Origin of the sequence: Crossiella sp. S99.2 (assembly GCF_023094165.1) — a bacterium.
Taxonomy (GTDB): Bacteria; Actinomycetota; Actinomycetes; order Mycobacteriales; family Pseudonocardiaceae; genus Crossiella.
Genome location: NZ_JALMDK010000001.1, coordinates 596,191 through 621,552 on the forward strand (window position 1 = coordinate 596,191; position 25,362 = coordinate 621,552).

The window sequence follows — 25,362 nt, forward strand, 5'->3', positions numbered from 1 at the left end:
GGGCAAGACGCTACCCGCTGCATACCCGCTTGCATGCCCCTGCCCAAGGGTATGTAAGCTTGTCCCCGCAGCCGAGAGATCGACTGCACGGCAGGTTGCCCGAGTGGCCAAAGGGAACGGACTGTAAATCCGTCGCGAAAGCTTCGAAGGTTCGAATCCTTCACCTGCCACAACAGCCAGCACAGCCCCTGACTCAACTGAGTCGGGGGCTGTGCTTTTTTGGGTTCGCGTGAACATTCCCTGAACCATCCGCCGCCGACATCCGTACGGGGGTGTGTGGCTGGGCCGTCAGGCGGAGTTCCGCCATGCCCAAACCCGGGCACTATGGCCGCACCAAGTCTCCTGGAGGCGCCATGACGCTGACTCCCGAGGACGTGCGTGATGTCCGGTTCCACCGGCCGCCGCCGGACGTGAAGGGGTATGACGAGCCGCCGGTGGACGCGTTCCTGGAACGGATCGCCGGCACGTTGGGTGGGCAGGACACCATCACCGCGCAGGACGTCCTGAAGGCGCGGTTCCCGCCCGCGGTGGTGGACGGCAACGGGTATGACCGGGACGAGGTCGAGTTGTTCCTCGATCTGGTGGCCACCGTGCTGGATCAGCGGGCACTGGCCGAGCAGGGCAGGCTCACCGCCGCCGATGTGGCCGAGGTGGGGTTCCAGCGGCCCAAGCCCGGGGTCATCGGGTACGACGAGCGCGAGGTGGACGCGTTCCTGGCGCGGGTGCAGGCGAGTTTGCGCGGGGCGGATGACCTGACGCCGCAGGACGTCCAGGCGGTGGAGTTCGCGGCGGCGCCGGTGGGGCGGGGCGGGTACGACCGGGGCGGGGTGGACGCCTTCCTGGACCAGGTGGCGCTGACCCTGCAACGGGCCGCCGCCGCGCCGCCCCGGCCCCAGCTGGTCCCCGTCCGTGGTGGCCCCTCGCCCGCGACGCTGACCGCGGCGGACGTGCACAACGTGGGGTTCCACCTGGTGGGGGCCGGGGCGGGGCGCCGCGGTTACGACGAGGACGAGGTGGACGGCTTCCTCGACCGGATCGAGGGCACCCTGCTCGGCGCGGACACCCTCACCCCGCACGACGTGCGCCGGGTGCGCTTCACCGAGCACCCCGGCACCGGCTACGACCCGGACGAGGTGGACGCCTTCCTCAACCTGGTCGAGGTGCACCTGCGCCGCCGCTACGGGCAGAACACCGGCTAGAACCGGGGCAGCTTCAGCAGTTCCTGGCTCAGCTGACCGCCGGTCTCGGTGCTGAGGTACCGGCCGCCGACCGCGACCACCTCGACCTTGGACCAGCCGCTCCAGACGAACACCCGCCAGCCGCGCCGGAGGCGGCCGACCATGGTCGCGGTGCTGTCGGTGTCCCATTCACTGCTGTTGTCCGCGTTCTGCCAGCGCACGGACTGGATATGCCGGTAGGTCGAGCCACCGCTCAGGTGGATGTGCGTGATGCGAACCTCCACGAGCCGGACCTCCTGTTGATTGTTGATCTCCAGGTGGTCTGTCCATCGTGGACAGTCGTGGCTCGGTTAACCGGCGTCATCGTCCTGTGTCCGGGTTGTGGCCCACCGTGTCCGGACCGTGGCCGTTCCGCGTCAGAGCGCCTCGGGCTGGGCCGGGCCGCTGCCAGCGCCGGTGCGCTGGATCGCCGCGGTGATCTCGGCCAGGTCGGCCGCGGTCAGCTCCAGTGAGCCCGCTGGCAGCCAGCCGTCGATCTGCGCCGGGTTGCGGGCGCCCACGATCGCGCCGGTGACCCCGGGCCAGGACAACGTCCAGGCCACCGCCACCGCGCCCGGACTCACCCCGTGCCGCTGCGCCACCGGCCGCAGGGCCTGTGCCAGCGCCAGGTTGGCGGTCAGGCCGGCACCGGTGAAGTCGGCGCTGCGCGACCGCCAGTCGTCGGCGGGCAGCGCGGCCGCGCGCTCGGTGCTGAACGCGCCGGTGAGCAGACCGGCCTGCATCGGGCTGTAGACGATCACGCCGGTGTTGTGCTCGGCACACCACGGCAGTTCGGCCGCGCCCACGCCGCGCCGGATCGCGGAGAACGGCGGTTGCAGGGTGTCCACGTGCCCGAGCTTCTCGGCCAGGGTGAGCTGTTCCGCGCTGTGGTTGGACAGCCCGGCCGCGCGGATCTTGCCCTCCGCCTTGAGGTCCAGCAGCGTCTGCCAGTAATCCTCGACGCTCGCGCCGTCATCGGCCGGCCAGTGCATCTGATAGAGGTCGATCCGCTCCACGCCGAGGCGGCGCAGCGACTGCTCGACCTCCCGGCGGATGCTGTCCGGCGCGCCCGCCCTTGCCGGTTCCTCGGCGGGGTTCGCGGGATCCCAGACCATGCCGCACTTGGTGAACACGTACGGCCGCTCGCTCTCGGGGATGTCCCGCAGGGCGGCGGCCACCACCTCCTCGGAGTGGCCGAGGCCGTACACCGCGGCGGTGTCGATCCAGTTCACCCCGGCTGTGATCGCGTGCCGGATGGCGGCGATTGAGTCGGCGTCGTCCTGGGCACCCCAGGCTGCGGAGGCCTGCTCGTCAGGGCCGACCGTTATAGAGCCCAGTCCGCGCCGCCGATGGCCCACGCGCCGAAGCCGACCCTGGTGATGTCCATGCCGGTGCTGCCGAGGGGGACGGTGGGAAGTGCTCCGCTTGTCATGTCGCCGATTCTTCTTCGAGACATTCACGCAGTCCAATAGTAGAAATCGATGCCATTGAGCATCGGAGGTGATGAGCGCGTGAGGGTCCAGAACGGCCTGGAGCTGTGGGCGAAACCACGCGGAGTGACCCTTGCGGAGGGCTAATGTTCACACTCTGGGCCGGTTGACCTTCATCTGATCGGGCTAAGTTGCAGGTCAAAGCTACCGCTGTCATTGCGCTGCTCCCCCATCTGTGACACCACTACCCGGGCGTCTTTGCCAGGTGGGTGAGAACGCTCCGTCATCGCTCTGGTCAAGCGGCCGTACGTCAGTCACGATCGGCTGTTGATGCGGTTTGCAAGCTGCAAATCGAGGTGTAAGGAGGGTGGATGTCGGATCGCCGACGGCCACTGGACCCGGACTCGCCCCCTGACGCCCCGCGTCCGCTGGCGAGCCCGTTGGACCACGCCGCCCGCGGCCGGGCGTTCACCCGGTTCTCCCTAGTCGTGCTGTTCGTCGGTCTCGCCGCGGCCGCCGCGGTGTCCTGGTGGCTGCCCACCGAACTGGACCCCCAGCTGCTCTGGATCGGCCCGCTGCTGGCCGCCGCCTTCCTGCTGGCCGAACAGCTGACCATCGACGTCGACGTGCGCACCGTCGGCTGGACCATCTCCTTCACCGAGATCCCGCTCGTCATCGGGTTGCTGGTGGCCCCGTTCGAGGTGGTGCTGGCCGCGCACCTGGTCGCCGGGCTCGGCGCCCAGCTCGGCCGCCGCGGCGGCGACCACGTGCTCTACAACGCGGGCGTCATGTGCCTGGAGATCGCGGTCCCGTTCACCGTGGCCACCCTGGTCCAGCGCACCATCACCGACGGCCCGGCCTGGCTCGGCGCGGTCTTCGGCACGGTCACCTCTCCCTTGGTCAGTGTGATCTTCGCGCTGGCCGCGGTGTACGTGCTTGGCGGCGAGATGCGGGTGGCCGGCGCCGCCCGGCTCGGCCTGCGCACCCTGGTCATCGGCCTGCTCAACACCTCGACCGGCCTGGTCGGCTACGAGATCGTGCGCAGCACCCCCTGGGGCTGGGTGCTGGTGGTCCTGGTCTCGGCCGCGCTGGTGCTGCTCTACCGCGCCTACTCCGGCCTGCTGCGCGACCAGCGCGACCTGGAGGCGCTCAGCGACGTCAGTCTCACCGTCGCGCGCTCCGGCCAGCAGGCGGTCAGCAGACCCGCGGGCGCGGACAACAACTACAGCGAACTGCACACCCCGACCAGCACGGTCGAATGGCAGCAGATCGCCGAGCGGATCCGGGAACAGCTCAACGCCACCAGGGTGGTGCTGCACCTGCGCCCAGACCCGCCTGCCGGCGTGCGCACCCTGGTCGCCGGCGAACCGCTGCCCGAGGGCGCGCCGGCCAGCGACGCGGTCGAACTGCGCGACGACCCCATGCTGCAGCTGCCCGGCAGCCACGTCCGCTACTTCCGCACCGTGGACGCCGCCGACGACGTGCGCGAGGCCCTGCAACGGCGCGGCGCGCACGAGGCGCTGGTGGTACCGCTGCGCGGCGCGCACCAGCTGCTCGGCGCGGTCGAGACGCACGACCGGCTCAGCCGCTGGCGCGGGTTCGGCCGGGCCGACGTGCGGCTGCTGCGCACCCTGGCCAGCCACCTGGCCACCGCGCTGGACAACCGGCGGCTGCTCGCCCGGCTCCGGCACGACGCCTACCACGATCCGCTCACCGGCCTGCTCAACCGGCCCGGCCTGCGCGAGGCCGCTGCCGAACCACTGCGGCAGTCCCCGCGCTCGGTGGTCATCCGGCTCGACCTCGACGTGCTCAGCCAGGTCAGCGACGCCCTCGGACATGCCTGGGGCGACCGCATGGTGGTGGCCGCAGGCCGCCGCATCCGGGAGGCCCTCGGCGCCGAGGTGCCCCTCGCGCGGCTGGAGGGCGGCACCTTCGCCGCGCTGCTGGTGGACTGCACCACCGAGGCCGCGCACGGCATCGCGGAGAAACTGCGCGCCCAGGTCGCCGCGCCCTACCCGGTGGAACGGCTCACTGTGGAGGCCACCGCGGTGGTCGGCTACGTGCCCACCATCGCCGAGGACGGCAGCCCGGTGCAGGACGTGGACACCCTGCTCCAGCACGCCGACGTGGCCGTGCGCGCGGCCCGCTCCAGCGGGGACGCGGTGCGCAGCTACCTGCCCAGCATGACCCAGGGCTTCCTGCGCCGTTTCCAGCTGGTCACCCAGTTCCGGCACGCGCTGGACAGCGGCCAGGTGCAGGTGCACTACCAGCCCAAGGTGGCCCTGCCCAGCCGCGAGGTGGTCGGGGTGGAGGCGCTGGTCCGCTGGGTGCACCCGGAGTTCGGGCGGGTCGACCCGGACGAGTTCGTGCCCGCGGTGGAGGCCACCGGCCTGGTCGACGCGCTCACCGGGTTCGTCATGGAATGCGCGCTGATCCGCATCCGCAAGTGGCTGGACCGCGGGCTGCGGCTCTCCGTCGCGGTCAACCTCTCGGTGCGCAACCTGGAGGACGAGACCTTCCCGGACAAGGTCGCCGACGCGCTGCGCCGCCACGACGTGCCGCCCAGGCTGCTCACCTTCGAGCTGACCGAGTCCGGCGTGATGGCCGACCCGGAACGCTGCCTGCCGGTGCTGCGCAGGCTGCACGGGCTCGGCGTGGTGCTGGCCGTGGACGACTTCGGCACCGGCTACTCCTCGCTGGCCTACCTGCGCCAGCTGCCGGTGGACGAGGTGAAGATCGACAAGAGCTTCGTGCTCGGCATGGGCACCGACCTCGGCGACCTGGCCGTGGTCCGCTCCATCGTCGAACTGGGCCACTCCCTCGGCCTGCAGGTGGTCGCCGAGGGCGTGGAGGAGGACGCGGCCAAGGAGGCGCTGGTGCGCATGGGCTGCGACATCGCCCAGGGCTACCTGATCTCCCGGCCGCTCTCCGAGGACCGCTTCGAGGCCTGGCTGCGGGCTCGCACGGTGCGCGCGCGGGGCAGGCACGACGAGATGGTGCTCACGTTGGTCCGGTGACCCACCCCCCGATTTCGCTTCTGGGGGAGGCCTGTTGTAAAGTTCTCCACGTCCAGCCGCGAGGGCAGTAACCTCCAAGCGGGACAAGCGCAACGCCCCAATAGCTCAGTCGGTAGAGCGTCTCCATGGTAAGGAGAAGGTCTACGGTTCGATTCCGTATTGGGGCTCTACGGGTGGGCCGGGGTGATCATCCAATGATCGCCACGGCCTGTCCGTGTGAGGGGACCTAGTCTCCTCGGATAGCGGTGTAGCTCAGCCTGGTAGAGCAAACGGCTCATAATCGTTGTGTCGCCGGTTCAAGTCCGGCCACCGCTACGCGAATGGGTGGACTGTGCCTGCCGCTCTTGGGCGGCAGGCGGGTTCGCTTTCGCATCACACTGGGGGCCGAGCCCCCAGACCCCCAGCCGGGGGTGTGCCCCCGGACCCCCCGCTCTTGGCGGGGCCGGTTTTCCGAGTTGGTTTGGGAGGGCTGCCCTGTGGCTGCTACTGATGTTCGGCCGAAGATCACGCTGGCTTGCGAGGAGTGCAAGCACCGGAACTACATCACCAAGAAGAACCGGCGCAACGACCCGGATCGCTTGGAGATCAAGAAGTTCTGCCCGAACTGCGGCACGCACCGTGCGCACAAGGAAACTCGCTGAGCGTAGGCCCTGCTTGTGGGCTATAAGACATTCAAGACTGCTGGCTGAGAGGCTGCCCTGTTCGGAGCAGGGCAGCTTCTTTGTTTCCGGGTACTCTGCCCGCCGTGGCGCTTAACCAGTCTTTCGTAGGACGCTCATACCGGCTTCCCTGGGTCTACGAGGTCGGCCGTGAGGGCATCCGTGACCTCGCGTACGCGATCGGCGACCTGAACCGGGCCTACCGCGACCCCGAGGTCGCCAAGAGCTTCGGGCACGCCGACATCGTCGCGACCCCGACCTTCGCGACCGTGCTCGCCGTCCGCTCCCACCACGTGGTGACCGACGACCCCGAGCTGGGCATGGACTACAGCCGGATGATGCACAGCAGTCAGCGGTTCATCAACCACCGGCCGATCAAGCCCGGCGACCGCCTCGTCTGCGAGGTGCACGTCGACGACATCTCCTCGCGCATGGGCAACGACTACATCACGCTGCGCTCCGAGCTGCTGACCGAGGACGGCGAGGCGATCTGCAGTGCCATCGCCACCCTGATCGTCCGCGGCGAGAAGCCGGTTGCCGCCCAGGAGGGGGACTCCGCATGAGCATCGCGACCACGCTGCCGCGCTACGACGACGTCGAGAAGGGCCTCCAGCTGCCGCCGTTGCAGCTGCGGATCACCCGCCGCGACCTCGTCCGCTACGCCGGGGTGTCCACCGACTGCAACACCATCCACTGGAGCGACCGGGCCGCCGAGGCCGCCGGGCTGCCCGGGGTGGTCGCACACGGTCTGCTGACCATGGCCATGGTGGCCAGGATCGTCTCGGACTGGACCGGCGACCCGGCCGCGATCATCGACTACCAGGTGCGCTTCGGCCGCCCGGTGGTCGTGCCCGACGACGACGAGGGCGCCACCGTCGAGGTCACCGCCAAGATCGGTGAGAAGCGGGATGACAACACCGTGCGGGTGGACATCACCGCCCGGTTCGGCGGGCAGTCGATCTTCGGGCGGGCCTACGCCATCGTGCGCCTGGCCTGAGTCGAGCTAGAGCTGAAGCGCTGATGGGGGCGGCCCTGGTGCCGCCCCCATCAGCGTCTTCTGGGAGCTGGTCAGCGGGCCTCGGACAGGAGGTCGGCCAGACGGGTTACGCCGGTGACCAGGTCCTCATCGCCCAGGGCGTAGGAGAGGCGGAAGTAGCCGGGGGTGCCGAAGGCCTCGCCGGGGACCACCGCGACCTCGGCCTCCTCCAGGGCCAGTTCGGCCAGTTCCAGGCTGGTGGTGGGGCGGCGGCCGCGGATCTGTTTGCCGAGGATCTCGCGCACCGACGGGTAGGCGTAGAACGCGCCCTGCGGGGTTGGGCAGGTCACGCCGGGGATCTTGCTCAGCAGGTCCACCATCAGGCCGCGGCGGCGGTCGAATGCCGCACGCATCCGCAGCACCGCGTCCAGCGGGCCGGACACCGCGGCCAGAGCGGCCCGCTGGGTCACGTTGGCGACGTTGGAGCACAGGTGCGACTGGAGGTTGGTCGCGGCCGTCACGACATCGCTGGGGCCCAGCAGCCAGCCGGCCCGCCAGCCGGTCATCGCGTAGGTCTTGGCCACCCCGTTGACCACCACCCAGCGATCGGCCAGCTCCGGCGCGACCACCGGCATCGAGACGTGCTCGGCGCCGCCGTAGACCAGGTGCTCGTAAATCTCGTCGGCCAGCACCCAGACGTCGTTGGCCGCCGCCCAGCGGCCGATCGCGGCCACCTGCTCCGGCGGGTAGACCGCGCCGGTGGGGTTGGACGGCGAGCAGAACAGCAGCACCTTGGTGCGCGGGGTGCGCGCGGCCTCGAGCTGCTCGACGGTGGCCAGGTAGCCGGTGGACTCGTCGGTGGGCACCACCACCGGCACACCGCCGGCCAGCGTGATCGCCTCGGGGTAGGTGGTCCAGTACGGCGCGGGCAGCAGCACCTCCTCGCCGGGGTCGAGCAGGGTGGCGAAGGCGGTGTAGACGGCCTGCTTGCCGCCGTTGGTGACCAGCACCTGACCGGGCTGGATGTCCAGGCCGGAGTCCCGGCGGGTCTTGTCCGCGATCGCCGCGCGCAGCTCGGGCAGGCCGCCCGGCGGGCTGTAGCGGTGGTTGCGGGGGTCCCGGCAGGCTGCCTCGGCCGCCGCGACGATGTGGTCGGGGGTGGGGAAGTCGGGTTCACCCGCGCCGAAGCCGATCACCGGCCGGCCCGCGGCCTGCAGGGCCTTGGCCCTGCTGTCCACGGCGAGGGTGGCGGAGGGGGCGATGCCGCCGATCCGCGCTGAGATGCGTGCGCCCATGAGGGCATCGTGGCAGAGGACACCCGCCTGATCCGGCCCCATTTTCGCCGTCGACACCCCTTCCGACCACGCGGTTGGGGACTTCGGTGAGGTGTGCTCTACACTCATCGAACTGGGACGTCCGAACACCGAGCCCCACGCCCCACGTGGGGGTGGTGGAGGGCGGCCTAAATCGCGGTTGGGCAGTCTGTAAACTGAGTGCCGGATTGCGAAGGGGCGTAGCTCAATTGGCAGAGCAGCGGTCTCCAAAACCGCAGGTTGCAGGTTCAATTCCTGTCGCCCCTGCGTCAAAGTGGTCGGTCGAGCGGAGGGCGGCGGCGTGAGCGAAGACCGCGAGCAGGAAACGCGGCCGGAGGAAGAGAAGAAGGACTCCTCCCGCCCTGTTACCGCCGCATCGCGGCGTGAACGTCGTGCTTCCGCCCGCCCGGAGCGGACTCGTCCCGGCAAGAAGGCCGACGAGTCCGAGGCCAAGGGCACCAAGGGCCGGGCTACCCCGGCCCGGCGCACCAAGGAGCGCAAGGGCAACCCGATCAAGCGGCTCGGGCGCTTCTTCCGCGAGGTGTTCTCCGAGCTGCGCAAGGTCATCTGGCCGACGCGCAAGCAGCTGGTCACCTACACCGCGGTGGTCCTGGTGTTCGTCACCTTCATGGTGGCGCTGGTCACCGGACTTGACCTGGCCTTCGTGCAAGGCGTGACGTGGTTGTTCGACAACAAGTGACGCCCGCCCGCTGGGGTCGGCGTGAGGTCGTCGGCCACACGAGCAACGTTCGATAGGAAGCGAGACCGACTGTGACCTCACACGACGGCGGCCAGGAAGTGGCCGGCGTGACCGACGAGCAGGAGCACCCCGGCATCGAGGGTGACTCCGCGCAGGTCGAGCACGCTGGTACGGACGCCGAGGAGTCCGCTGAGGTCACAGACTCGGAAGACGACGCCGTGGCGCCCGCCGAGGAGGCGGAGCTGACCGAGCCCGTCGCCGAGGAAGGCGACCCCGCCGACGAGCTGCGTGAGGCACTGCGGCACGCGCCCGGCGACTGGTACGTCGTGCACTCCTACGCGGGCTACGAGAACAAGGTCAAGGCGAACCTCGAGACCCGGATCCAGACCCTGGACCAGGAAGACTTCATCTTCCAGGTCGAGGTTCCGACCGAAGAGGTCACCGAGATCAAGAACGGCCAGCGCAAGCTGGTCCAGCGCAAGGTGCTGCCCGGCTACATCCTGGTCCGGATGGAGCTGACCGACACCTCGTGGAGCGCGGTGCGCAACACCCCTGGTGTCACCGGGTTCGTCGGCGCCACCTCCAAGCCGTCCCCGTTGACGCTGGACGAGGTGCTGAAGTTCCTGCTCCCGCGGGTCGAGCAGGCCAAGCCCGAGAAGGGCGGCAAGCAGACCGCCGCGAACGTCGCCAAGCCCACCATCGAGGTGGACTTCGAGGTCGGCGAATCGGTCACCGTCATGGACGGCCCGTTCGCCACCCTGCCCGCGACGATCAGCGAGGTCAACGCGGACGCGCAGAAGCTCAAGGTCCTGGTGTCGATCTTCGGCCGCGAGACTCCGGTCGAGCTGTCGTTCACCCAGGTCTCCAAGATCTGACCGCGCCGCCTCGGCAGGAGGCGCGGCGGCCGCGCCGGGGTCAGGCAAACCTCGACGTGGACATCCGGTGGGCACCGTGGCTCGGCGCCCACCTCAACACGGCAGAAGGAAAGACGAGATGCCGCCCAAGAAGAAGAAGCTGACAGCGATCATCAAGCTGCAGATCACCGCCGGTCAGGCGAACCCGGCACCGCCCGTTGGCCCCGCGCTGGGTCAGCACGGCGTCAACATCATGGAGTTCTGCAAGGCCTACAACGCCGCGACCGAGTCGCAGCGTGGCACCGTGGTGCCGGTCGAGATCTCCGTGTTCGAGGACCGTTCCTTCACCTTCGCGCTCAAGACGCCGCCGGCTGCTCGCCTGCTGCTCAAGGCCGCGGGTGTGGAGAAGGGCAGCGGCGAGCCGCACAAGACCAAGGTCGCCAAGGTGACCATGGACCAGGTGCGCGAGATCGCCCAGACCAAGATGGTCGACCTCAACGCCAACGACATCGACCAGGCCGCGAAGATCATCGCCGGTACCGCCCGCTCCATGGGCATCACCGTCGAGGGCTGAGTTCCGCCGTTCTTCGCATCACCTGATCACCCCGTGGGAGAGCCACGCGCTGGCTCGCTACCACAACTGACCTGAAGAAAAGGACAGCACCATGAAGCGCAGCAAGGCCTACCGCCAGGCAGCCGAGCTGGTCGACCGCGAGCGGCTGTACAGCCCGCTCGAGGCCGCCGAGCTGGCCAAGCAGACCTCCAAGGTCAAGCTGGACGCGACCGTCGAGGTCGCCATCCGCCTGGGCGTCGACCCCCGCAAGGCCGACCAGATGGTCCGCGGCACCGTGAACCTGCCGCACGGCACCGGCAAGACCGCCCGCGTCATCGTTTTCGCCGTCGGCGACAAGGCCGCTGAGGCCGAAGCCGCCGGCGCGGACGCGGTCGGCTCCGAAGACTTGATCGAGCGCATCCAGGGCGGCTGGCTCGACTTCGACGCGGCGATTGCCACCCCGGACCAGATGGCCAAGGTCGGCCGGATCGCCCGCATCCTCGGCCCGCGTGGCCTGATGCCGAACCCGAAGACCGGCACCGTCACCCCGGATGTCACCAAGGCCGTCAACGAGATCAAGGGCGGCAAGATCAACTTCCGCGTTGACAAGCAGGCCAACCTGCACCTGGTCATCGGGAAGACCTCCTTCGACAAGGACAAGCTGGTCGAGAACTACGCGGCCGCGCTGGACGAGGTCCTCCGGGCCAAGCCCTCGGCCGCCAAGGGCCGCTACGTCAAGAAGGTCACCTTCAGCACCACCATGGGCCCGGGTATCCCGGTCGACCCGGCCCGCACCCGCAACCTGCTGACTGACGAGGCCACTGCCTGATCGGTCCGCCGGCACGAGAAAAGGGCGCTCTCCGCGAGGAGGGCGCCCTTTTTCGTGTGTGCGGAAGGAGGCTCAGCCGGTCAGGCAGTCCGCTGGCTCCTTCTCGTGCCCGGTGATCACCCAGCCACCGTCGCCCTGCTTGGTCAGGATGAACACGCCGAGCCGGTCCCCGCCGGTGACGCCGAGATCGCAGGAGCGGATCTCCGAGGTGCTGCCGCTGGTGAAGGCGGCGTTCTCGGGGAAGTCCGGGTTGGCGTAGCGGGACTTGTCGGTCACCTTCGCCGCCGCGGCCTGGGCCGCCTGCAGGCAGTCCGGCACGCCGAAGCTCTTCGCGAACGCGGCCTTGCCGGTCGCGGAGAACACCGCGCACGCCTGCTTCGGATCACCGGCCACGTAGTGGTAGACGGTGCGCACCGCCTCCTTGGGTGAGGTCTGCTGCACGGTCTGGTCCTGCTGCCCCGCACCGCCGCCGGCGCCACCACCACCGCGCAGCGGGCTGTCCTCGCAGCTGAAGAAGTAGAAGTAGGCGAAGATCAGCACCGCCGCGATCACGCCGTACTTGATCAGCCGGTTGCGCCAGGTCCGCTGTTTGGGCAGGCGCTTCTCCAGGCGTTGCACGATGCGGTCCTCGACCTGTCGCAACTCCAGCTCGCGCTGGCTCGCGTCCCGCTTCTCCACCGCGCCCTGGTCCTCGAACTTTGGGTCCACCACTACCTCCTGTCCTGACACATGGTGCCGTCTCGGTCACCCGCCATGTGCGACCGCCGGGCTGATTTGGAGCCTTGACCGGCCGTCGCGTAGTCTGTTCGCAGTTCCACCAAAGACCGCTGGTCTTTCCCTGTCCGGTTCTCCGGTCAGGGAGACGAAGGCCCCGTGACTACGAGGGCGGCCCGCGCAGGAGGACGAGGCAAGCTTCGCGCGTTTTCGCGCGTTCTCTCACGCCCCGTGCCTGTGCGCCGGGGCGTTCGTCGTCTCCGGGCCCCATTTCATCAGAGCTTGGAGAGGAGGCGACCATGGCGAAGCCCGACAAGGTTCAGGCCGTCGCCGAGATCACGGAGAAGTTCCGTGGTAGCTCGGCCACGGTTGTCACCGAGTACCGCGGGCTCTCCATGGCGCAGCTGACGGAGCTGCGTCGTGCCCTCGGTACGGGCACCACGTACACCGTCGCGAAGAACACGCTGGTGAAGCGTGCCGCCGAGGACGCAGGCATGGCCTCGCTCACGGAGCTGCTGGTCGGCCCGACCGCGATCGCCTTCATCGAGGGTGAGCCGGTCGACGCCGCGAAGGCGCTGCGCAACTTCGCGAAGGACAACAAGGCCCTTGTCATCAAGGGTGGCTTCATGGAGGGCAAGCCGCTCTCCATTGATGAGGTCAACCGAATCGCGGACCTCGAGTCCCGCGAGGTGCTGCTCGCCAAGCTGGCGGGCGCGATGAAGGGCAACCTGGCCAAGGCCGCCGGTCTGTTCGCCGCTCCGGCGTCGCAGGTCGCGCGTCTGGCGCAGGCCCTGGCGGACAAGCGTGCTGCGGAGGGTGGCGCCGCGGCGCCGGCCGACGCCGCCGACGCGCCTGCCGAGAGCTGACCAAACCGAAATCCGCGTTCGCGCGATCACCGCGGCGCAATGTATGAGAGGAACGCCACCATGGCGAAGCTCAGCACCGAAGAGCTGCTCGACGTCTTCAAGGAAATGACCCTGCTCGAGCTCTCCGCGTTCGTGAAGGAGTTCGAGGACACCTTCGAGGTCACCGCTGCCGCGCCGGTCGCCGTCGCCGTCGCCGGTGGCGCCGCTGCGCCGGCTGAGGCCGCCGAGGAGCAGGACGAGTTCGACGTCGTCCTCGAGTCCGCCGGTGACAAGAAGATCCAGGTCATCAAGGTCGTGCGGGAGATCGTTTCCGGCCTGGGCCTGAAGGAGGCCAAGGAGCTCGTCGAGGGCGCGCCGAAGGCCGTCCTGGAGAAGGTCGCCAAGGAGGCCGCCGAGGCCGCCAAGGAGAAGCTGGAAGCCGCCGGCGCCAAGATCTCTGTCAAGTGATCTGAGCGGCCTCGGCCGCTCGCGCACAGCCGCTTAGCCGCACGGCGGGGCGGGTTCCCACTCGGGAGCCCGCCCCGCTGTCGTTTAGCCGCACCTTTGTCCGGCCGCGTTATGCACCTGTGACCGCTAACCCAACTGGGCAGTAACTTGCTGCGGCAACGCTCGTTGCACCAGTGTGACGCCGGTCGCTCCGGCGTCAGCTGTCCTGGGCCGACGCGGACGAGCCGCAGTGAAGCGGGAGGTGCGATGGGCGTCGAGGTGGTCGTCGAAGGCCTGAGCAAGTCCTTCGGCAAGCAGACCATCTGGGGCGATGTCACGCTGACACTGCCGCAGGGCGAGATCAGTGTGCTGCTGGGTCCCTCGGGTACCGGAAAATCCGTCTTCCTCAAATCACTCGTCGGTCTGCTCCGGCCCGAACACGGCCGGGTGATGATCAACGGGGTCGACATCTGCAGCTGCTCCGAGCACAAGCTGTACGAGATCCGCAAGCTCTTCGGCGTCCTCTTCCAGGACGGCGCGCTGTTCGGCTCGATGAACCTCTTCGACAACATCGCCTTCCCCTTGCGTGAGCACACCCGCAAGAGCGAGGCCGAGGTGCGCCGGATCGTGCTGGAGAAGATGGAGATGGTCGGTCTCATCGGCGCGGAGAAGAAGCTGCCCGGGGAGATCTCCGGCGGTATGCGCAAACGCGCCGGGCTGGCCCGCGCGCTGGTGCTGGACCCGGAGATCATCCTCTTCGACGAGCCGGACTCCGGTCTGGACCCGGTCCGGGTGGCCTACCTGAACCAGCTCATCGTCGACCTGAACGCGCAGATCGACGCCACCTTCCTGATCGTCACCCACGACATCGGCACCGCGCGCACGGTGCCGGACAACATCGGCATGCTCTTCCGCCGCGAGCTGGTCATGTTCGGCCCGCGCGAGGTGCTGCTCACCTCCACCGAACCGGTGGTCGAGCAGTTCCTCAACGGCCGCCGCGAGGGGCCGATCGGCATGAGCGAGGAGAAGGACGCGGCCCAGGCCGCCGCCGAACTCGCCGCGCTGGCCGCCAACGGCGGCAGCACCCTGGGCGGGCCCAAGGGCGGTGGCGGCACCGGCATCGTGCCGCAGATCGAGGTCAGCCCGGGACTGCCGCTGCGGGCCGCGGTGCGCAGGCGCAAGGAGCGGGTGATGCGCATCCTGCACACCCTGCCGCCGACCGCGCAGCAGGCCATCGTGGCCAGCCTGACCCCGGACGAGCAGGCCTACTTCGGCGTCTACGCCGGTGCGGGCGCGCCGCAGCGGATGACCCAGCCGATCGCGCCGCCCAGCCCGCAGCCGCGGGAGCCGTGGACCCCCTCGCCCTGGACCAGGCCGGGAGGCGAGGCATGACCCGCCCCGCCCCGAACTTCCCCGGCGCGGGCGCGCTCGCCGAGACCGGCCGGTTGTTCGCCCTCGGCCTGGACACCACCAGGTCGATGTTCAAGCGGCCGTTCCAGTTCCGCGAGTTCATCCAGCAGTGCTGGTTCATCGCCAGCGTCACCATCCTGCCCACCGCGCTGGTCGCGATCCCGTTCGGCGCGGTGATCGCGTTGCAGCTGGGCTCGCTGACCAGGCAGATCGGCGCCCAGTCCTTCACCGGCGCGGCCAGCGTGCTCGCGGTGATCCAGCAGGCCAGTCCGATCGTGACCGCGTTGCTGATCGCGGGCGCCGGTGGTTCGGCGATCTGCGCCGACCTCGGCTCACGCAAGATCAGGGAAGAGATCGACGCGATGGAGGTGCTGGGCGTCTCGCCGATCCAGCGCCTGGTGGTGCCGAGGGTGCTGGCCGCGATGCTGGTCGCGGTGCTGCTCAACGGCATGGTGAGCGTGGTCGGCGTGCTCGGCGGCTACTTCTTCAACGTGGTCATGCAGGGCGGCACGCCAGGGGCCTACCTGGCCAGCTTCTCCGCGCTGGCCCAGCTACCGGACCTGTGGATCAGCGAGATCAAGGCGCTGATCTTCGGCTTCATCGCCGGCATCGTGGCCGCCTACCGCGGGCTCAACCCGGCCGGCGGACCCAAGGGCGTCGGCGACGCGGTGAACCAGTCCGTGGTCATCACCTTCCTGCTGCTGTTCTTCGTCAACTTCGTGCTGACCACGGTGTACCTGCAGCTGGTCCCGGCGAAGGGCATGTGATGGCGACCGTCGGCGACAAGTTCCGCAGCGCGGCCAAGGCGCCGCTGCACGGCCTGGACGCACTCGGCGACCAGCTCTCCTTCTACCTGCGCGCGCTGGCCTGGGTGCCACGCGCGCTGCGCCGGTATATGCGGGAGACGCTGCGGCTGCTGGCCGAGGTCAGTTTCGGCAGCGGCGCGCTCGCGGTCATCGGCGGCACCATCGGCGTGATGATCGGCATGACGGTCTTCACCGGCACCGTGGTCGGTCTGCAGGGCTACGCGGCGCTGAACCAGATCGGCACCTCGGCCTTCACCGGGTTCGTCTCGGCCTACTTCAACACCCGCGAGATCGCGCCCCTGGTGGCCGGGCTCGCGTTGTCCGCCACGGTCGGCTCCGGCTTCACCGCCCAGCTCGGCGCGATGCGCATCTCCGAGGAGATCGACGCGCTGGAGGTCATGGGCGTGCCCAGCCTGCCGTACCTGGTGACGACCCGGGTCATCGCCGGGTTCGTCGCGGTGATCCCGCTGTATGTGATCGGCCTGCTGACCTCCTACCTGGCCTCACGCACGATCACGACCGAGTTCTACGGGCAGTCGGCTGGCACCTACGACCACTACTTCAACCTGTTCCTGCCACCGGAGGACGTGCTCTGGTCCTTCGGCAAGGTGCTCGTGTTCAGCGTGGTGATCATCATGACCCACTGCTACTACGGCTACCGGGCCAGCGGCGGACCGGCGGGTGTCGGCGTCGCGGTCGGCCGCGCGGTGCGCACCGCGATCGTCACCACGGCGCTGCTGGACTTCTTCCTCAGCCTGGCGATCTGGGGAACGACGACCACGGTGAGGATCGCTGGATGACCGCTCGTTCCACCCTGTCCGTGCTACGCCGCCGACTGCTCGGTGTCGTGTTCCTGGCGGTCATCGCACTGGTGCTCGGCCTGACCGTGTCGGTCTACCGCGGCGTGTTCGAGCACACCGCGGCGGTGACCCTGCGCACCGACCACATCGGCAACCAGCTGATGACCGAGTCCGACGTGAAGGTGCGCGGGCTCATCGTCGGCGAGGTCAAACGCATCTCCAGCAAGGGTGACGGGGCCGAGCTGGAACTGGCCCTGCAACCGGACAAGCTGGCGCTGATCCCCAAGGACGTCACCGCGCGGCTGCTGCCCAAGACCCTCTTCGGCGAGCGCTACGTCGCGCTGGTGCCGGGCAAGCCCGGCGGCGGGCACCTGGCCGAGGGCGATGTGATCAGCCAGGACCGCAGCAGCTCGGCCATCGAGCTGGAGCGGGTGCTGTCCAACCTGATGCCGGTGCTGCAGGCGGTGCAGCCGCAGAAACTGGCAGGCACGCTCGGCTCGATGGCCACCGCGCTGGACGGCCGCGGCGAGCAGCTCGGCGAGACGCTGACCCTGCTCAACCGGTACCTGCGCGAGCTGAACCCGGCGCTGCCGGACCTGAAGGCGGACATCTCCGCGCTGGCCGATGTCAGCGGCGTCTACGACAAGGCCGCGCCGGACCTGCTGCAGGCCCTGGCGGAGCTGACCACCACCACGAAGACCGTGGCCGAGCAGCGCAGCAACCTGCAGACGCTCTACACCAGCGTCGGCAACACCTCGGCCGACCTCACCGGGTTCCTGGCCGCCAACCGCAACAACCTGATCCGGGTGGCCGCCGACAGCAGGCCGCTGCTGGACGTGCTGGCCAAGTACGCGCCGGAATATCCCTGCTTCCTCAAGGGGATGACCGAGCTGGCGCCGCGGCTGGACAAGGCCTTCGGCAAGGGCACCAGCACGCCGGGCCTGCGGATCACCATGGAGATCACCGCGAACCGTGGGAAGTACGTGCCGAACCAGGACGAGCCCCGCTACGCCGACAAGCGCGGACCGCGTTGTTATGACATCCACCCGCGGCCCGAGCCGTTCCCGCAGTACCCGCCGGACGGCCCGGTGAAGGACGGCAGCAAGCCGCCACCGGCCGCGCGCAGTGCCAACGACGGGCTGAACCCGCCGATCAACGTGCAGAACGGCGGCTATGTCGCGCCGTCGGCCGCCTCCGGGGGTGTGGCCGATCTCGGCATCGCGAACTCCCCGGCCGAACAGGACTTCCTGGCCGCGCTGATCGCCGGCCAGCTCGGGGTGGCGCCGCAGCAGGTGCCCAGCTGGGCGAGCCTGGTGCTCGGCCCGGCGCTGCGCGGGACGGAGGTGACGCTGCGATGAGGGGACTCACCGCGCCGCTGATCAAGTTCAGCGCGTTCGTGCTGGTGACCGTGCTGGCCACCACCCTGCTGGCGATCACCATCGCCAACTCCGACCTGCGCGAGTCCGACGGCTACCTGGCCCGGTTCACCGACGTCACCTCGCTCAACCCCGGTGACGACGTGCGCATCGCCGGGGTCAAGGTGGGCCAGGTCGAGGAGGTCAAGGTCGCCGACCGGCGGCTGGCCGAGGTCCGGTTCTCCGTTGAGCAGCAACGGAAACTCCCCGCCGCGGTGACCGCGACGGTCAAGTACCGCAACCTGGTCGGCCAGCGCTACATCGCGCTGGAGCAGGGTTCCGGCGGTGCGGGCACGCTGCCGCCCGGCGGGGTCATCCCGCTGGAGCGCACCCGGCCCGCGCTGGACCTGACCGCGTTGTTCAACGGGTTCAAGCCGCTGTTCCAGGCGCTCAACCCGGAGGATGTGAACAAGCTGTCCTACGAGATCGTCCAGGTGCTGCAGGGCGAGGGCGGCACCATCACCAGCCTGCTCGCGCACACCGCCTCGCTGACCACCACCATCGCCGGCAAGGACAAGGTGATCGGCGAGGTGGTGGACAACCTCAACCAGGTGCTGGGCACGGTCAACGACCGCGACCAGCAGCTCACCGGGCTGATCACGCAGCTCCAGCAGCTGGTCTCCGGGCTGGCCAAGGACCGCCAGCCCATCGGCGAGGCGATCACCGCGCTGGGCTCGCTGACCAACGCCACCGCCGGACTGCTCAACGGGGCGCGCGAACCACTGCGCAAGGACATCGGCGAACTCGGCAAGCTGGCCAAGAACCTGGGCGACGGCAACGAGATCGTGGAGGGCATCCTGCAGCGGATGCCGAAGAAGCTGGAGACGATCACCCGCACCGCGACCTACGGCTCCTGGTTCAACTTCTTCCTGTGCGAGGCCAGCGGCCAGGTCACCGTGCCGATCATCAACAAGCCGGTGGAGATCCCGGTCATGCCCAACACCCAGCCGAGGTGCAAGGCATGAAACCCTTCCGCGCGCGCAATCCGATCACCATCGGCCTGGTCGGCCTCACCGTGCTGACCCTGGGCCTGCTCAGCGCGTTCTTCTTCGAGGACCTGCCGATCGTCGGCGGCGGCACCAGCTACCGGGCCCAGTTCACCGAGGCCGCCGGGCTCAAACCGGACGACGAGGTGCGGGTGGCCGGGGTCAAGGTCGGCAAGGTGGCCGACGTGGAGCTGGAGCAGGACCACGTGCTGGTCACCTTCCGGGTGGACGACGCCTGGGTCGGCGACCGCAGCACAGCGGCCATCAAGATCAAGACGTTGCTGGGGCAGAAGTTCCTCGCCCTGGACCCGCAGGGCGGCGCCCCGCTCAAGCCGAGCCAGGCCATCCCGCGCGAGCGCACCATGTCGCCCTACGACGTGACCGAGGCGTTCACCGGCCTGGCCAGCACGGTCGGGCAGATCAACACCGAACAGCTGGCCAAGAGCTTCCAGACCATCGCCACCACCTTCCGGGACACTCCGGATGAGGTGCGCGGCGCGCTGGACGGACTCAACGCGCTGTCCAAGACGATCTACAGCCGGGACGACCAGCTGGCCAAACTGCTCGCCAACACCAACTCGATCAGCAAGACCCTGGCCGATCGCAACGCCGAGTTCGAGAAGCTGCTCGGCGACGGCAACCGGCTGCTGGGCGAGATCCGCAAGCGCAAGGACGCGATCAGCTCGCTGCTGACCGGCACCCAGAAGCTGTCCAGGGAGTTGCAGGGACTGGTGGCCGACAACAAGAACCAGCTGCGTCCCGCGCTGGAACAGCTGGAGCGGGTGACCACCATGTTGCAGCGCAACCAGGACAGCCTCGGCCGCAGCATCAACCTGCTGGCCCCGTTCGTGCGGGTCTTCGCCAACACCCTGGGCAACGGGCGCTGGTTCGACACCTACATCTGCGGGCTGCTGCCGCCCTCGCTCGGCCCGATCAACCCCGAGGGGTGCCGCCCATGAGCACCCCACTCAAGGCCCGTCCGGACCTGGCCCGGCTGATCGCCTTCGGCGCGGTCGTGGTGCTGCTGCTCACCGCCACCCTGTGGTGGGTCTTCGCCCGGCCGGCCGGGCGGCTGGTCACCGCGTACTTCTCCGCCGGGATCGGCGTGTACGAGGGCGGCGACGTCCGGGTGCTCGGCGTGCGGGTCGGCACCATCGACAAGGTCGAGGCACAGGGCACCCAGGTCAAGGTCGAGATGCGGGTGGACCGGGACGTGGAGCTGCCGGAGCGGCCGAACGCGGCCGTGGTCAACCCGAGCGTGGTCAGCGACCGGTACGTGCAGCTCGCCCCGGTCTACACCGGTGGGCCGAAACTCGGTGAGAACACGGTGATCCCGCGCGAGCGCACGGTCACCCCGATGGAGCTGGACGAGGTCTACGGCAGCCTGGACAAGCTGACCACCGCGCTGGGACCCAAGGGCGCCAACAAGAACGGCGCGCTGTCCCAGCTGCTCGACGTCAGCGCGGACAACCTGGCAGGCAACGGCAAGAAGCTGCAGGACACCATCCGCGGCCTCGGCGACGCCGCCGGCACCCTCAACGGCGCGCGGGATGACCTGTTCGGCACCATCGACAACCTGCGCAAGTTCACCTCGATGCTGGCCGCCAACGACTCGCAGGTGCGCACCTTCAACACCCAGCTCGCCGACGTGAACCGGTTCCTGGCCGCCGAACGCGAGGACCTGGGCGCCGCGGTGCGCGAACTGGCCGGCGCGCTGATGAGCGTGGAGGGCTTCATCCGGGACAACCGGGAGCAGCTCAAGTCCAATGTGGACAAGCTGGCGAGCATCACCAAGGTGCTGGTGGACCAGCGGGCCGCACTGGCCGAGGTGCTCGACGTGGCCCCGCTGGCCCTGGGCAACCTGCAGAACACCTATAACGCCTCCAGTGGCACCCTGGATACCCGGACGAATATCAACGAGTTGACCAGGCCGCCGATCGTGATGGTCTGCGAGCTGCTCCGCCAGACCACGCCCAAGCAGCTCCCGCAGGTGCTCGCCGACATCTGCGGCAAGCTCGCCGGGGTGGTCGACGGGGTGGTGAAGCTGCCCAGCGTGGCCGAGGTGATCACCTCGCTGCAGCAGGGGAAACTGCCGCAGTTGCCGCCGTTGCTGGGTGTCCCGGGCGGGAAGGGGTCACGATGAGGCCGACCGCACTGCGCCTGGCCGGACTCGCGCTGACCGGCTGCCTGCTCGCCGGCTGTGGCCTCGGCGAGTTCACCGGGCTGTACAACGTGCCGCTGCCCGGCGGGGCCGACTTGGGCGATCACCCGTACCGGGTCAAGGTGCGGTTCAAGGACGTGCTCGACCTGGTGCCGCAGGCCGGCGTGAAGGTCAACGACGTGGCGGTCGGCCGGGTGGAGAACGTGGCGCTGGCCCAGGACGGCTGGACCGCCGAGGTCACCGTGCTGGTCAACGGCGGGGTCAAGCTGCCTGCCAACGCCGACGCCAAACTCCGCCAGTCCAGCCTGCTGGGGGAGAAGTTCGTCGAGCTGGCCGCGCCCAAGTCGCCGCAGGGCAGTCTGGCCGACGGGGCGCTGATCCCGCTGGAGCGGACCAACCGCAACCCGGAGGTCGAAGAGGTCTTCGGCGCGTTGTCGCTGCTGCTCAACGGCGGTGGTGTCGCCCAGCTGCAGACCATCACCAAGGAGCTGAACAAGGCGCTGTCCGGGCGTGAGCCGGAGCTGCGCGAGCTGCTGTCCAATGTGGACAAACTGGTCACCACCCTGGACGGGCACAAGGGCGAGATCGCCCGCGCGCTGGACGGGCTCAACCGGCTCTCCGCCACCCTGGTCGGCCAGATCGGCAACATCAAGACCGCGCTGGACGGGCTGGAGCCGGGGCTGAAGGTGCTCGCCGAGCAGCGGCAACAGCTGGTCGGCATGCTGCAGGCGCTGGACCGGCTCTCCGGGGTGGCCACTGATGTGGTCAACCGCGGCAAGGACGACATCATCCACGACCTCAAGGCGCTCACGCCCACCCTGCAGAAGCTCGCCGAGGCCGGGCAGAACCTGCCCAAGGGCCTGGAGATGCTGTTCACCTTCCCGTTCCCGGACTCCGCGACCGAGGCGGTCAAGGGTGACTACACCAACCTGCACGCCAAGATCGACCTGGACCTGAGCCGCATCCTGGACAACCTGGGCAGCTCCCGGCAGGGCCTGCTCGGCCCGCCGCCGGGTAACCCGCAGCCCGGCGCCACGCCACCGCTGCTGCCAGGTCTGCCCGGCCTGCCCTCGCCGCCGACGCCGAACCGGCCGGGCGGTGGCGGGCAGCAGGGCGGACTCGGCGGCCTGATCGGCTCGCTGCTGGGCGGTGGTCGCTGATGATGACCCGAAGGATCCGTCTCCAGATCATCGCCTTCGTGGTGATCGCGCTGGTCGGGGTGAGCTACGCCGGGGCCCGCTACGCCGGGCTGGACCGGCTCTTCGGCCCGCGCGGCTACCTGGTGACCATGAAGCTGGCCGACTCCGGCGGCATCTTCACCAACGCCGAGGTCACCTACCGTGGGGTCACCGTGGGCCGGGTCGGGCAGTTGCGGCTGACCGAGACCGGGCTCGAGGTCGAACTGGACATCGAGCAGGGCCACGACCGGATCCCGGCGGACACCAAGGCCGTGGTGACCAACCGGTCCGCGGTCGGCGAGCAGTACGTGGACCTGCGGCCCAACATCGACACCGGGCCGTACCTGGCGGGTGGCTCGGTGATCAGCGTGGACCGCACCGCGACCCCGCCGCCGGTGGAGACGCTGCTGGCCAACCTGGACGGGCTGGCCACCTCGGTGCCGCTCGACTCGCTGCGCACCGTGGTGGACGAGCTGGGCACCGCCTTCGACGGCACCGGCCCGCAGTTGCAGCGGTTGCTGGACACCACCTCGGTGTTCACCAAGGACGCGGTGAAGAACCTGCCGCAGACCCTGGAGCTGCTGCGTAAGGCGCGCACCGTGCTGGGCACGCAGAACCAGCAGGCATCCTCGATCACCTCGTTCAGCCGGGACCTGAAGCTGATCGCCGAACAGCTCGGCAAGTCCGATCCGGACCTGCGCAAGCTGATCGAGCAAGCGCCGAAGGCCGCCGGGCAGGTCAGTGGGCTGCTGCGGGAGTCCGGCCAGGGCATCTCCGAGCTGACCGCGAACCTGCTCACCACGGTGGATGTCGCGCTGCCGCGCAAGGACGGGCTGGAACAGGCCATGGTGACCTACCCGATGGTCGTCGGCGGCGCGTTCACCGTGGCCCCCGGCGACGGCACCGCGCACTTCGGGCTGGCGATCAACCTGTTCGACCCGCCGCCGTGCACCAAGGGCTATGAGAAGACCAAGCGCAGGCCGGGCGATGTCACCGGGCCGATCGCGCTGAACAGCCAGGCGTACTGCGCCGAGGGGCCGGGTAGCCCGATCGAGGTGCGCGGCGCGCAGAACGCGCCCTACGGCGGCAAGCCGATGACCCCGCCGCCATCGACCAGGCTGGTCGGCCCGGCCCGGCAGCCCCAGGCCGGCGCCGCCTCCGGCCTGCTCGCGCTGTTGCAGTTGCCAGGAGGCCAGGCGCCGCGCAGTCTGGCCCAGATGCTCGGCCTGCCCGGCTGAGCGAGTTTTTGGAGCGTCATGACCGATCGATCGACCACTGACTTCAGCACGGATCCACCGCAGGGCGCGGATCCGCGTCGCGTGCTCGTGCTGGGCGCCACGGTGCTCGTCGTGCTCGCGACCCTGTTCGCCGGCTGGTACGGGGTGTCGTGGGCGGTGGCCGGGTCGGATGACGGACTGGACTTCGCCAGGGAGCGGGACGAGGTGGTGCTGGTCGGTCAGCAGCACGTGGTCAACCTGCTGCACCAGGACTACCGCAAGTACGACGAGATCTTCGAGCAGCTGAAGTCGGCCACCACGAGCCCGCTCAGCGAGGCGCTGGCCGCCGACAAGGAGGCCACCAAGAAGTACCTCAACGACCGCAAGCTGGTGACCACCGCCAAGGCCAGGGAGAGCGCGCTGACCGAGTTGGACCTGCGCGCGGGCAAGGCGAAGATGCTGGCCATCGTCGAGCTGACCGGCAAGTCCGGCGAGGAGCAGCCGCAGGTGTCCACCGGCCGGGTCGCCGTGGAACTGACCAGGACCCCCGACGGCTGGCGGCTGTCCGCGCTGGACGCCGTTCGCCCCGCCCCGGCCGTCTGAGGAGGAGACACACCCCGTGCCCCCCATCCGTCGTCACCGCCCCGCGGGCGGCCCGGTCCGCCACCCGAAGGTCGCGGGCACCCGGACCCGCCCGGCCACCGACCGGTTCGAGGACCCCACTGCCGCCCCCGCCGATTTCGCGGACGCCGCCCCCGCCGAGGACACCGGCGCTGCTGAGGACACCGCTGCCGAGCTGTCCTCGCAGGGCGTCCTGGAACCCGAAGCCCCCGCCACCCCGGAACCGGCCCCGGCGAGGGCGGCAAAGCCCGCAGCCAAGCCAAAACCGGCCCCTGCGCCGGAATCGCCCGCGGACGAACCACGTCCCCGGGCCGCCGCCCGCGCGAAGTCCGCGGCCAAGCCCCAACCCGCCCCCGAGCCGGAGCCAGTCGCGGAAACCGTTGTCCCGCAACGGTCTGCCGGCTGGTTGCTGCCCGCGGCGCTGGTCCTGGTCGCCGCCGTGCTGACCGTGCTGGGCTTCTGGTTCCGCGGTGAGTCGCTCCAGGCCGAAAGCGGTGGCAGCAACCAGGCCCTGGTCGACAATGCCCGCACCAGTGAGGTGGTCGGCCAGGTGACCAGCGCGATCCAGACCGTGCTGTCCTACAACTTCGCCGAGCCGCAGAAGAACGAGGACGCCGCCAAGGCCGTGCTGATGGGCAAGGCCACCCAGGACTACGACACCATCCTGACCGGCCTGCGCAAGAGCGGCCCTGAGCAGAAACTGGTGTACAGCACCATTGTCCGCTCCGCCGCGGTGCGGGTGCTGGAGGGCGATCGCGCCATGGTCCTGGTCTTCGCCGACCAGCACAGCGAACGCGCCAGCGACGGCTACCGCGGCGACACCGCGCTGCAGGTCGTGGTGAACCTCCAGCAGGTCGACGGCAAGTGGAAGATCACCGAGATCCAGCCCCGCTGACCCACCCCGCCCAATTGCCTCCCATCGTGTGAGCCGCCACCCCTGTTTGCCACCCGGTCACAGGGCACAATCACGCGACCCCAAACCCCGCACCCACAGCACCGGTTTCCTCGCCACCACCCGCCAAACCCACCCCCGCCACCACATTCCCGCAGGTCACGGCTCTCCCCGCCGGTTCATTCGTTCGTGTCACCCGCTGCAGTGGCTGTGCCAACCCGGCACAGCGCACTCTCGTGATGTCGAACCACCACCCCAGGGAGACCCCGTGCAGCCACCCCGCACCACCACACCCCGCGCCACCACAACCGCCAGACCCCCG

26 protein-coding genes and 4 tRNA genes are annotated in these 25,362 nt (G+C 69.4%); 26 read left to right on the forward strand and 4 right to left on the reverse strand.

The genetic code is table 11. The annotated features are described in order from the left end of the window. Positions 1–89 precede the first annotated feature (89 nt). Together MZC64_RS02940 and MZC64_RS47530 are read left to right on the forward strand one after the other, a co-directional pair. Positions 90–170 (forward strand) — tRNA-Tyr (locus tag MZC64_RS02940). Between the two features lie 183 nt (positions 171–353). Further along, positions 354–1,199 (forward strand): DivIVA domain-containing protein, encoded by an 846-nt coding sequence (locus MZC64_RS47530; RefSeq protein ID WP_282104628.1) that lies wholly within the window; start codon positions 354–356, stop codon positions 1,197–1,199. Here MZC64_RS47530 and MZC64_RS02960 read toward each other — a convergent pair. Then, positions 1,196–1,462 (reverse strand): DUF3892 domain-containing protein, encoded by a 267-nt coding sequence (locus MZC64_RS02960; RefSeq protein WP_247755524.1) that lies wholly within the window; start codon positions 1,460–1,462, stop codon positions 1,196–1,198. The two genes, MZC64_RS47530 and MZC64_RS02960, sit on opposite strands and share 4 nt — an antisense overlap. Before the next feature lie 132 nt (positions 1,463–1,594). After that, the gene (locus MZC64_RS02965; protein ID WP_247755525.1) at positions 1,595–2,575 is read right to left on the reverse strand and encodes an aldo/keto reductase; all 981 of its coding nucleotides are present in this window, start codon (positions 2,573–2,575) and stop codon (positions 1,595–1,597) included. 443 nt (positions 2,576–3,018) lie between these two features. Here MZC64_RS02965 and MZC64_RS02970 point away from each other — a divergent pair, with 443 nt between their 5' ends. The 6 genes from MZC64_RS02970 (at position 3,019) to MZC64_RS02995 (ending at position 7,320) form a co-directional block, all read left to right on the forward strand. Then, positions 3,019–5,664 (forward strand): bifunctional diguanylate cyclase/phosphodiesterase, encoded by a 2,646-nt coding sequence (locus MZC64_RS02970; protein WP_247755526.1) that lies wholly within the window; start codon positions 3,019–3,021, stop codon positions 5,662–5,664. 94 nt (positions 5,665–5,758) lie between these two features. After that, a tRNA-Thr gene (locus tag MZC64_RS02975) sits at positions 5,759–5,831 on the forward strand. Between the two features lie 74 nt (positions 5,832–5,905). Next, positions 5,906–5,979: transfer RNA gene (locus MZC64_RS02980), tRNA-Met, on the forward strand. 161 nt (positions 5,980–6,140) lie between these two features. Further along, on the forward strand, positions 6,141–6,305 hold the full coding sequence (gene rpmG, locus MZC64_RS48510; protein WP_185000510.1) for a 50S ribosomal protein L33: 165 nt from the start codon (positions 6,141–6,143) through the stop codon (positions 6,303–6,305). Between the two features lie 104 nt (positions 6,306–6,409). Beyond that, a complete protein-coding gene (locus MZC64_RS02990; protein ID WP_185000509.1) occupies positions 6,410–6,886 on the forward strand; it encodes a MaoC family dehydratase N-terminal domain-containing protein in 477 nt (158 codons plus the stop codon). Then, the gene (locus MZC64_RS02995; protein ID WP_247755527.1) at positions 6,883–7,320 is read left to right on the forward strand and encodes a MaoC/PaaZ C-terminal domain-containing protein; all 438 of its coding nucleotides are present in this window, start codon (positions 6,883–6,885) and stop codon (positions 7,318–7,320) included. The genes MZC64_RS02990 and MZC64_RS02995 overlap by 4 nt, the downstream gene beginning before the upstream one ends. Positions 7,321–7,391: 71 nt before the next feature. Here MZC64_RS02995 and MZC64_RS03000 read toward each other — a convergent pair whose 3' ends face one another. Beyond that, positions 7,392–8,594: a pyridoxal phosphate-dependent aminotransferase gene (locus MZC64_RS03000; RefSeq protein ID WP_247755528.1), complete on the reverse strand. Its 1,203-nt coding sequence runs from the start codon at positions 8,592–8,594 to the stop codon at positions 7,392–7,394. 212 nt (positions 8,595–8,806) lie between these two features. Between MZC64_RS03000 and MZC64_RS03005 the strand changes: the two genes are divergently transcribed. The 5 genes from MZC64_RS03005 to rplA all read left to right on the forward strand — a co-directional run bounded on the left by MZC64_RS03005 (position 8,807) and on the right by rplA (position 11,548). Then, positions 8,807–8,879: transfer RNA gene (locus MZC64_RS03005), tRNA-Trp, on the forward strand. 34 nt (positions 8,880–8,913) lie between these two features. Further along, positions 8,914–9,312, forward strand: a complete 399-nt coding sequence (gene secE / locus MZC64_RS03010; protein ID WP_247755529.1) for a preprotein translocase subunit SecE — start codon at positions 8,914–8,916, stop codon at positions 9,310–9,312. 71 nt (positions 9,313–9,383) lie between these two features. After that, the gene (nusG, locus tag MZC64_RS03015) at positions 9,384–10,187 is read left to right on the forward strand and encodes a transcription termination/antitermination protein NusG (protein WP_247755530.1); all 804 of its coding nucleotides are present in this window, start codon (positions 9,384–9,386) and stop codon (positions 10,185–10,187) included. 118 nt (positions 10,188–10,305) lie between these two features. Next, positions 10,306–10,740: a 50S ribosomal protein L11 gene (gene rplK, locus MZC64_RS03020; RefSeq protein ID WP_185000499.1), complete on the forward strand. Its 435-nt coding sequence runs from the start codon at positions 10,306–10,308 to the stop codon at positions 10,738–10,740. Between the two features lie 91 nt (positions 10,741–10,831). Then, positions 10,832–11,548, forward strand: a complete 717-nt coding sequence (gene rplA / locus MZC64_RS03025; protein ID WP_247755531.1) for a 50S ribosomal protein L1 — start codon at positions 10,832–10,834, stop codon at positions 11,546–11,548. A 72-nt stretch (positions 11,549–11,620) separates the two neighbouring features. On the opposite strand, the gene MZC64_RS03030 is transcribed toward rplA, so the two are convergent. After that, positions 11,621–12,256: a hypothetical protein gene (locus MZC64_RS03030; protein WP_247755532.1), complete on the reverse strand. Its 636-nt coding sequence runs from the start codon at positions 12,254–12,256 to the stop codon at positions 11,621–11,623. Positions 12,257–12,561: 305 nt separating this feature from the next. Here MZC64_RS03030 and rplJ point away from each other — a divergent pair, with 305 nt between their 5' ends. The 13 genes from rplJ (at position 12,562) to MZC64_RS47540 (ending at position 25,043) form a co-directional block, all read left to right on the forward strand. Continuing rightward, complete coding sequence (gene rplJ, locus MZC64_RS03035; protein ID WP_185000493.1) at positions 12,562–13,128, forward strand: 50S ribosomal protein L10; 567 nt, start codon at positions 12,562–12,564, stop codon at positions 13,126–13,128. A 60-nt stretch (positions 13,129–13,188) separates the two neighbouring features. Next, the gene (rplL, locus tag MZC64_RS03040) at positions 13,189–13,575 is read left to right on the forward strand and encodes a 50S ribosomal protein L7/L12 (RefSeq protein ID WP_185000492.1); all 387 of its coding nucleotides are present in this window, start codon (positions 13,189–13,191) and stop codon (positions 13,573–13,575) included. A gap of 246 nt (positions 13,576–13,821) precedes the next feature. After that, a complete protein-coding gene (locus MZC64_RS03045; protein ID WP_247755533.1) occupies positions 13,822–14,946 on the forward strand; it encodes an ABC transporter ATP-binding protein in 1,125 nt (374 codons plus the stop codon). Next, positions 14,943–15,731, forward strand: coding sequence for an ABC transporter permease (locus MZC64_RS03050; protein WP_247755534.1), 789 nt, complete (start codon positions 14,943–14,945; stop codon positions 15,729–15,731). The genes MZC64_RS03045 and MZC64_RS03050 overlap by 4 nt, the downstream gene beginning before the upstream one ends. Then, complete coding sequence (locus MZC64_RS03055) at positions 15,731–16,570, forward strand: ABC transporter permease (protein WP_247755535.1); 840 nt, start codon at positions 15,731–15,733, stop codon at positions 16,568–16,570. The genes MZC64_RS03050 and MZC64_RS03055 overlap by 1 nt, the downstream gene beginning before the upstream one ends. Next, positions 16,567–17,928 carry an MCE family protein gene (locus MZC64_RS03060; RefSeq protein ID WP_247755536.1) on the forward strand — a complete coding sequence of 454 codons (1,362 nt, stop codon included), beginning with the start codon at positions 16,567–16,569 and terminating at the stop codon, positions 17,926–17,928. The genes MZC64_RS03055 and MZC64_RS03060 overlap by 4 nt, the downstream gene beginning before the upstream one ends. After that, positions 17,925–18,950 carry an MCE family protein gene (locus MZC64_RS03065; RefSeq protein WP_247755537.1) on the forward strand — a complete coding sequence of 342 codons (1,026 nt, stop codon included), beginning with the start codon at positions 17,925–17,927 and terminating at the stop codon, positions 18,948–18,950. Before MZC64_RS03060 ends, MZC64_RS03065 begins: the two co-directional genes overlap by 4 nt. Next, complete coding sequence (locus tag MZC64_RS03070; protein WP_247755538.1) at positions 18,947–19,930, forward strand: MCE family protein; 984 nt, start codon at positions 18,947–18,949, stop codon at positions 19,928–19,930. The genes MZC64_RS03065 and MZC64_RS03070 overlap by 4 nt, the downstream gene beginning before the upstream one ends. Next, complete coding sequence (locus MZC64_RS03075) at positions 19,927–21,114, forward strand: MCE family protein (RefSeq protein WP_247755539.1); 1,188 nt, start codon at positions 19,927–19,929, stop codon at positions 21,112–21,114. Before MZC64_RS03070 ends, MZC64_RS03075 begins: the two co-directional genes overlap by 4 nt. Beyond that, entirely contained in the window at positions 21,111–22,292 is a 1,182-nt protein-coding gene (locus tag MZC64_RS03080) for an MCE family protein (protein ID WP_247755540.1), read from the forward strand. Before MZC64_RS03075 ends, MZC64_RS03080 begins: the two co-directional genes overlap by 4 nt. Next, the gene (locus tag MZC64_RS03085; protein ID WP_247755541.1) at positions 22,292–23,548 is read left to right on the forward strand and encodes an MCE family protein; all 1,257 of its coding nucleotides are present in this window, start codon (positions 22,292–22,294) and stop codon (positions 23,546–23,548) included. The genes MZC64_RS03080 and MZC64_RS03085 overlap by 1 nt, the downstream gene beginning before the upstream one ends. 18 nt (positions 23,549–23,566) lie before the next feature. Next, positions 23,567–24,130, forward strand: coding sequence for a hypothetical protein (locus MZC64_RS03090; RefSeq protein WP_247755542.1), 564 nt, complete (start codon positions 23,567–23,569; stop codon positions 24,128–24,130). A 16-nt stretch (positions 24,131–24,146) separates the two neighbouring features. Then, complete coding sequence (locus MZC64_RS47540) at positions 24,147–25,043, forward strand: hypothetical protein (protein WP_282104630.1); 897 nt, start codon at positions 24,147–24,149, stop codon at positions 25,041–25,043. The last annotated feature ends 319 nt before the right edge of the window (positions 25,044–25,362 follow it).

Excerpts from the sequence above, each read along its gene's own strand:
- MZC64_RS02995 (WP_247755527.1), top strand. The coding sequence starts at position 6,883 with ATGAGCATCGCGACCACGCTGCCGCGCTACGACGACGTCGAGAAGGGC.
- MZC64_RS03045 (WP_247755533.1), top strand. The coding sequence starts at position 13,822 with ATGGGCGTCGAGGTGGTCGTCGAAGGCCTGAGCAAGTCCTTCGGCAAG.
- MZC64_RS03070 (WP_247755538.1), top strand. The coding sequence starts at position 18,947 with ATGAAACCCTTCCGCGCGCGCAATCCGATCACCATCGGCCTGGTCGGC.
- MZC64_RS03060 (WP_247755536.1), top strand. The coding sequence starts at position 16,567 with ATGACCGCTCGTTCCACCCTGTCCGTGCTACGCCGCCGACTGCTCGGT.
- MZC64_RS03090 (WP_247755542.1), top strand. The coding sequence starts at position 23,567 with ATGACCGATCGATCGACCACTGACTTCAGCACGGATCCACCGCAGGGC.
- MZC64_RS03085 (WP_247755541.1), top strand. The coding sequence starts at position 22,292 with ATGATGACCCGAAGGATCCGTCTCCAGATCATCGCCTTCGTGGTGATC.
- rplL (WP_185000492.1), top strand. The coding sequence starts at position 13,189 with ATGGCGAAGCTCAGCACCGAAGAGCTGCTCGACGTCTTCAAGGAAATG.
- MZC64_RS47530 (WP_282104628.1), top strand. The coding sequence starts at position 354 with ATGACGCTGACTCCCGAGGACGTGCGTGATGTCCGGTTCCACCGGCCG.
- MZC64_RS02970 (WP_247755526.1), top strand. The coding sequence starts at position 3,019 with ATGTCGGATCGCCGACGGCCACTGGACCCGGACTCGCCCCCTGACGCC.
- MZC64_RS03000 (WP_247755528.1), bottom strand. The coding sequence starts at position 8,594 with ATGGGCGCACGCATCTCAGCGCGGATCGGCGGCATCGCCCCCTCCGCC.
- rplJ (WP_185000493.1), top strand. The coding sequence starts at position 12,562 with ATGGCGAAGCCCGACAAGGTTCAGGCCGTCGCCGAGATCACGGAGAAG.
- MZC64_RS03075 (WP_247755539.1), top strand. The coding sequence starts at position 19,927 with ATGAGCACCCCACTCAAGGCCCGTCCGGACCTGGCCCGGCTGATCGCC.
- MZC64_RS03055 (WP_247755535.1), top strand. The coding sequence starts at position 15,731 with ATGGCGACCGTCGGCGACAAGTTCCGCAGCGCGGCCAAGGCGCCGCTG.
- rplA (WP_247755531.1), top strand. The coding sequence starts at position 10,832 with ATGAAGCGCAGCAAGGCCTACCGCCAGGCAGCCGAGCTGGTCGACCGC.
- rplK (WP_185000499.1), top strand. The coding sequence starts at position 10,306 with ATGCCGCCCAAGAAGAAGAAGCTGACAGCGATCATCAAGCTGCAGATC.
- MZC64_RS03065 (WP_247755537.1), top strand. The coding sequence starts at position 17,925 with ATGAGGGGACTCACCGCGCCGCTGATCAAGTTCAGCGCGTTCGTGCTG.
- MZC64_RS03050 (WP_247755534.1), top strand. The coding sequence starts at position 14,943 with ATGACCCGCCCCGCCCCGAACTTCCCCGGCGCGGGCGCGCTCGCCGAG.
- MZC64_RS03080 (WP_247755540.1), top strand. The coding sequence starts at position 21,111 with ATGAGGCCGACCGCACTGCGCCTGGCCGGACTCGCGCTGACCGGCTGC.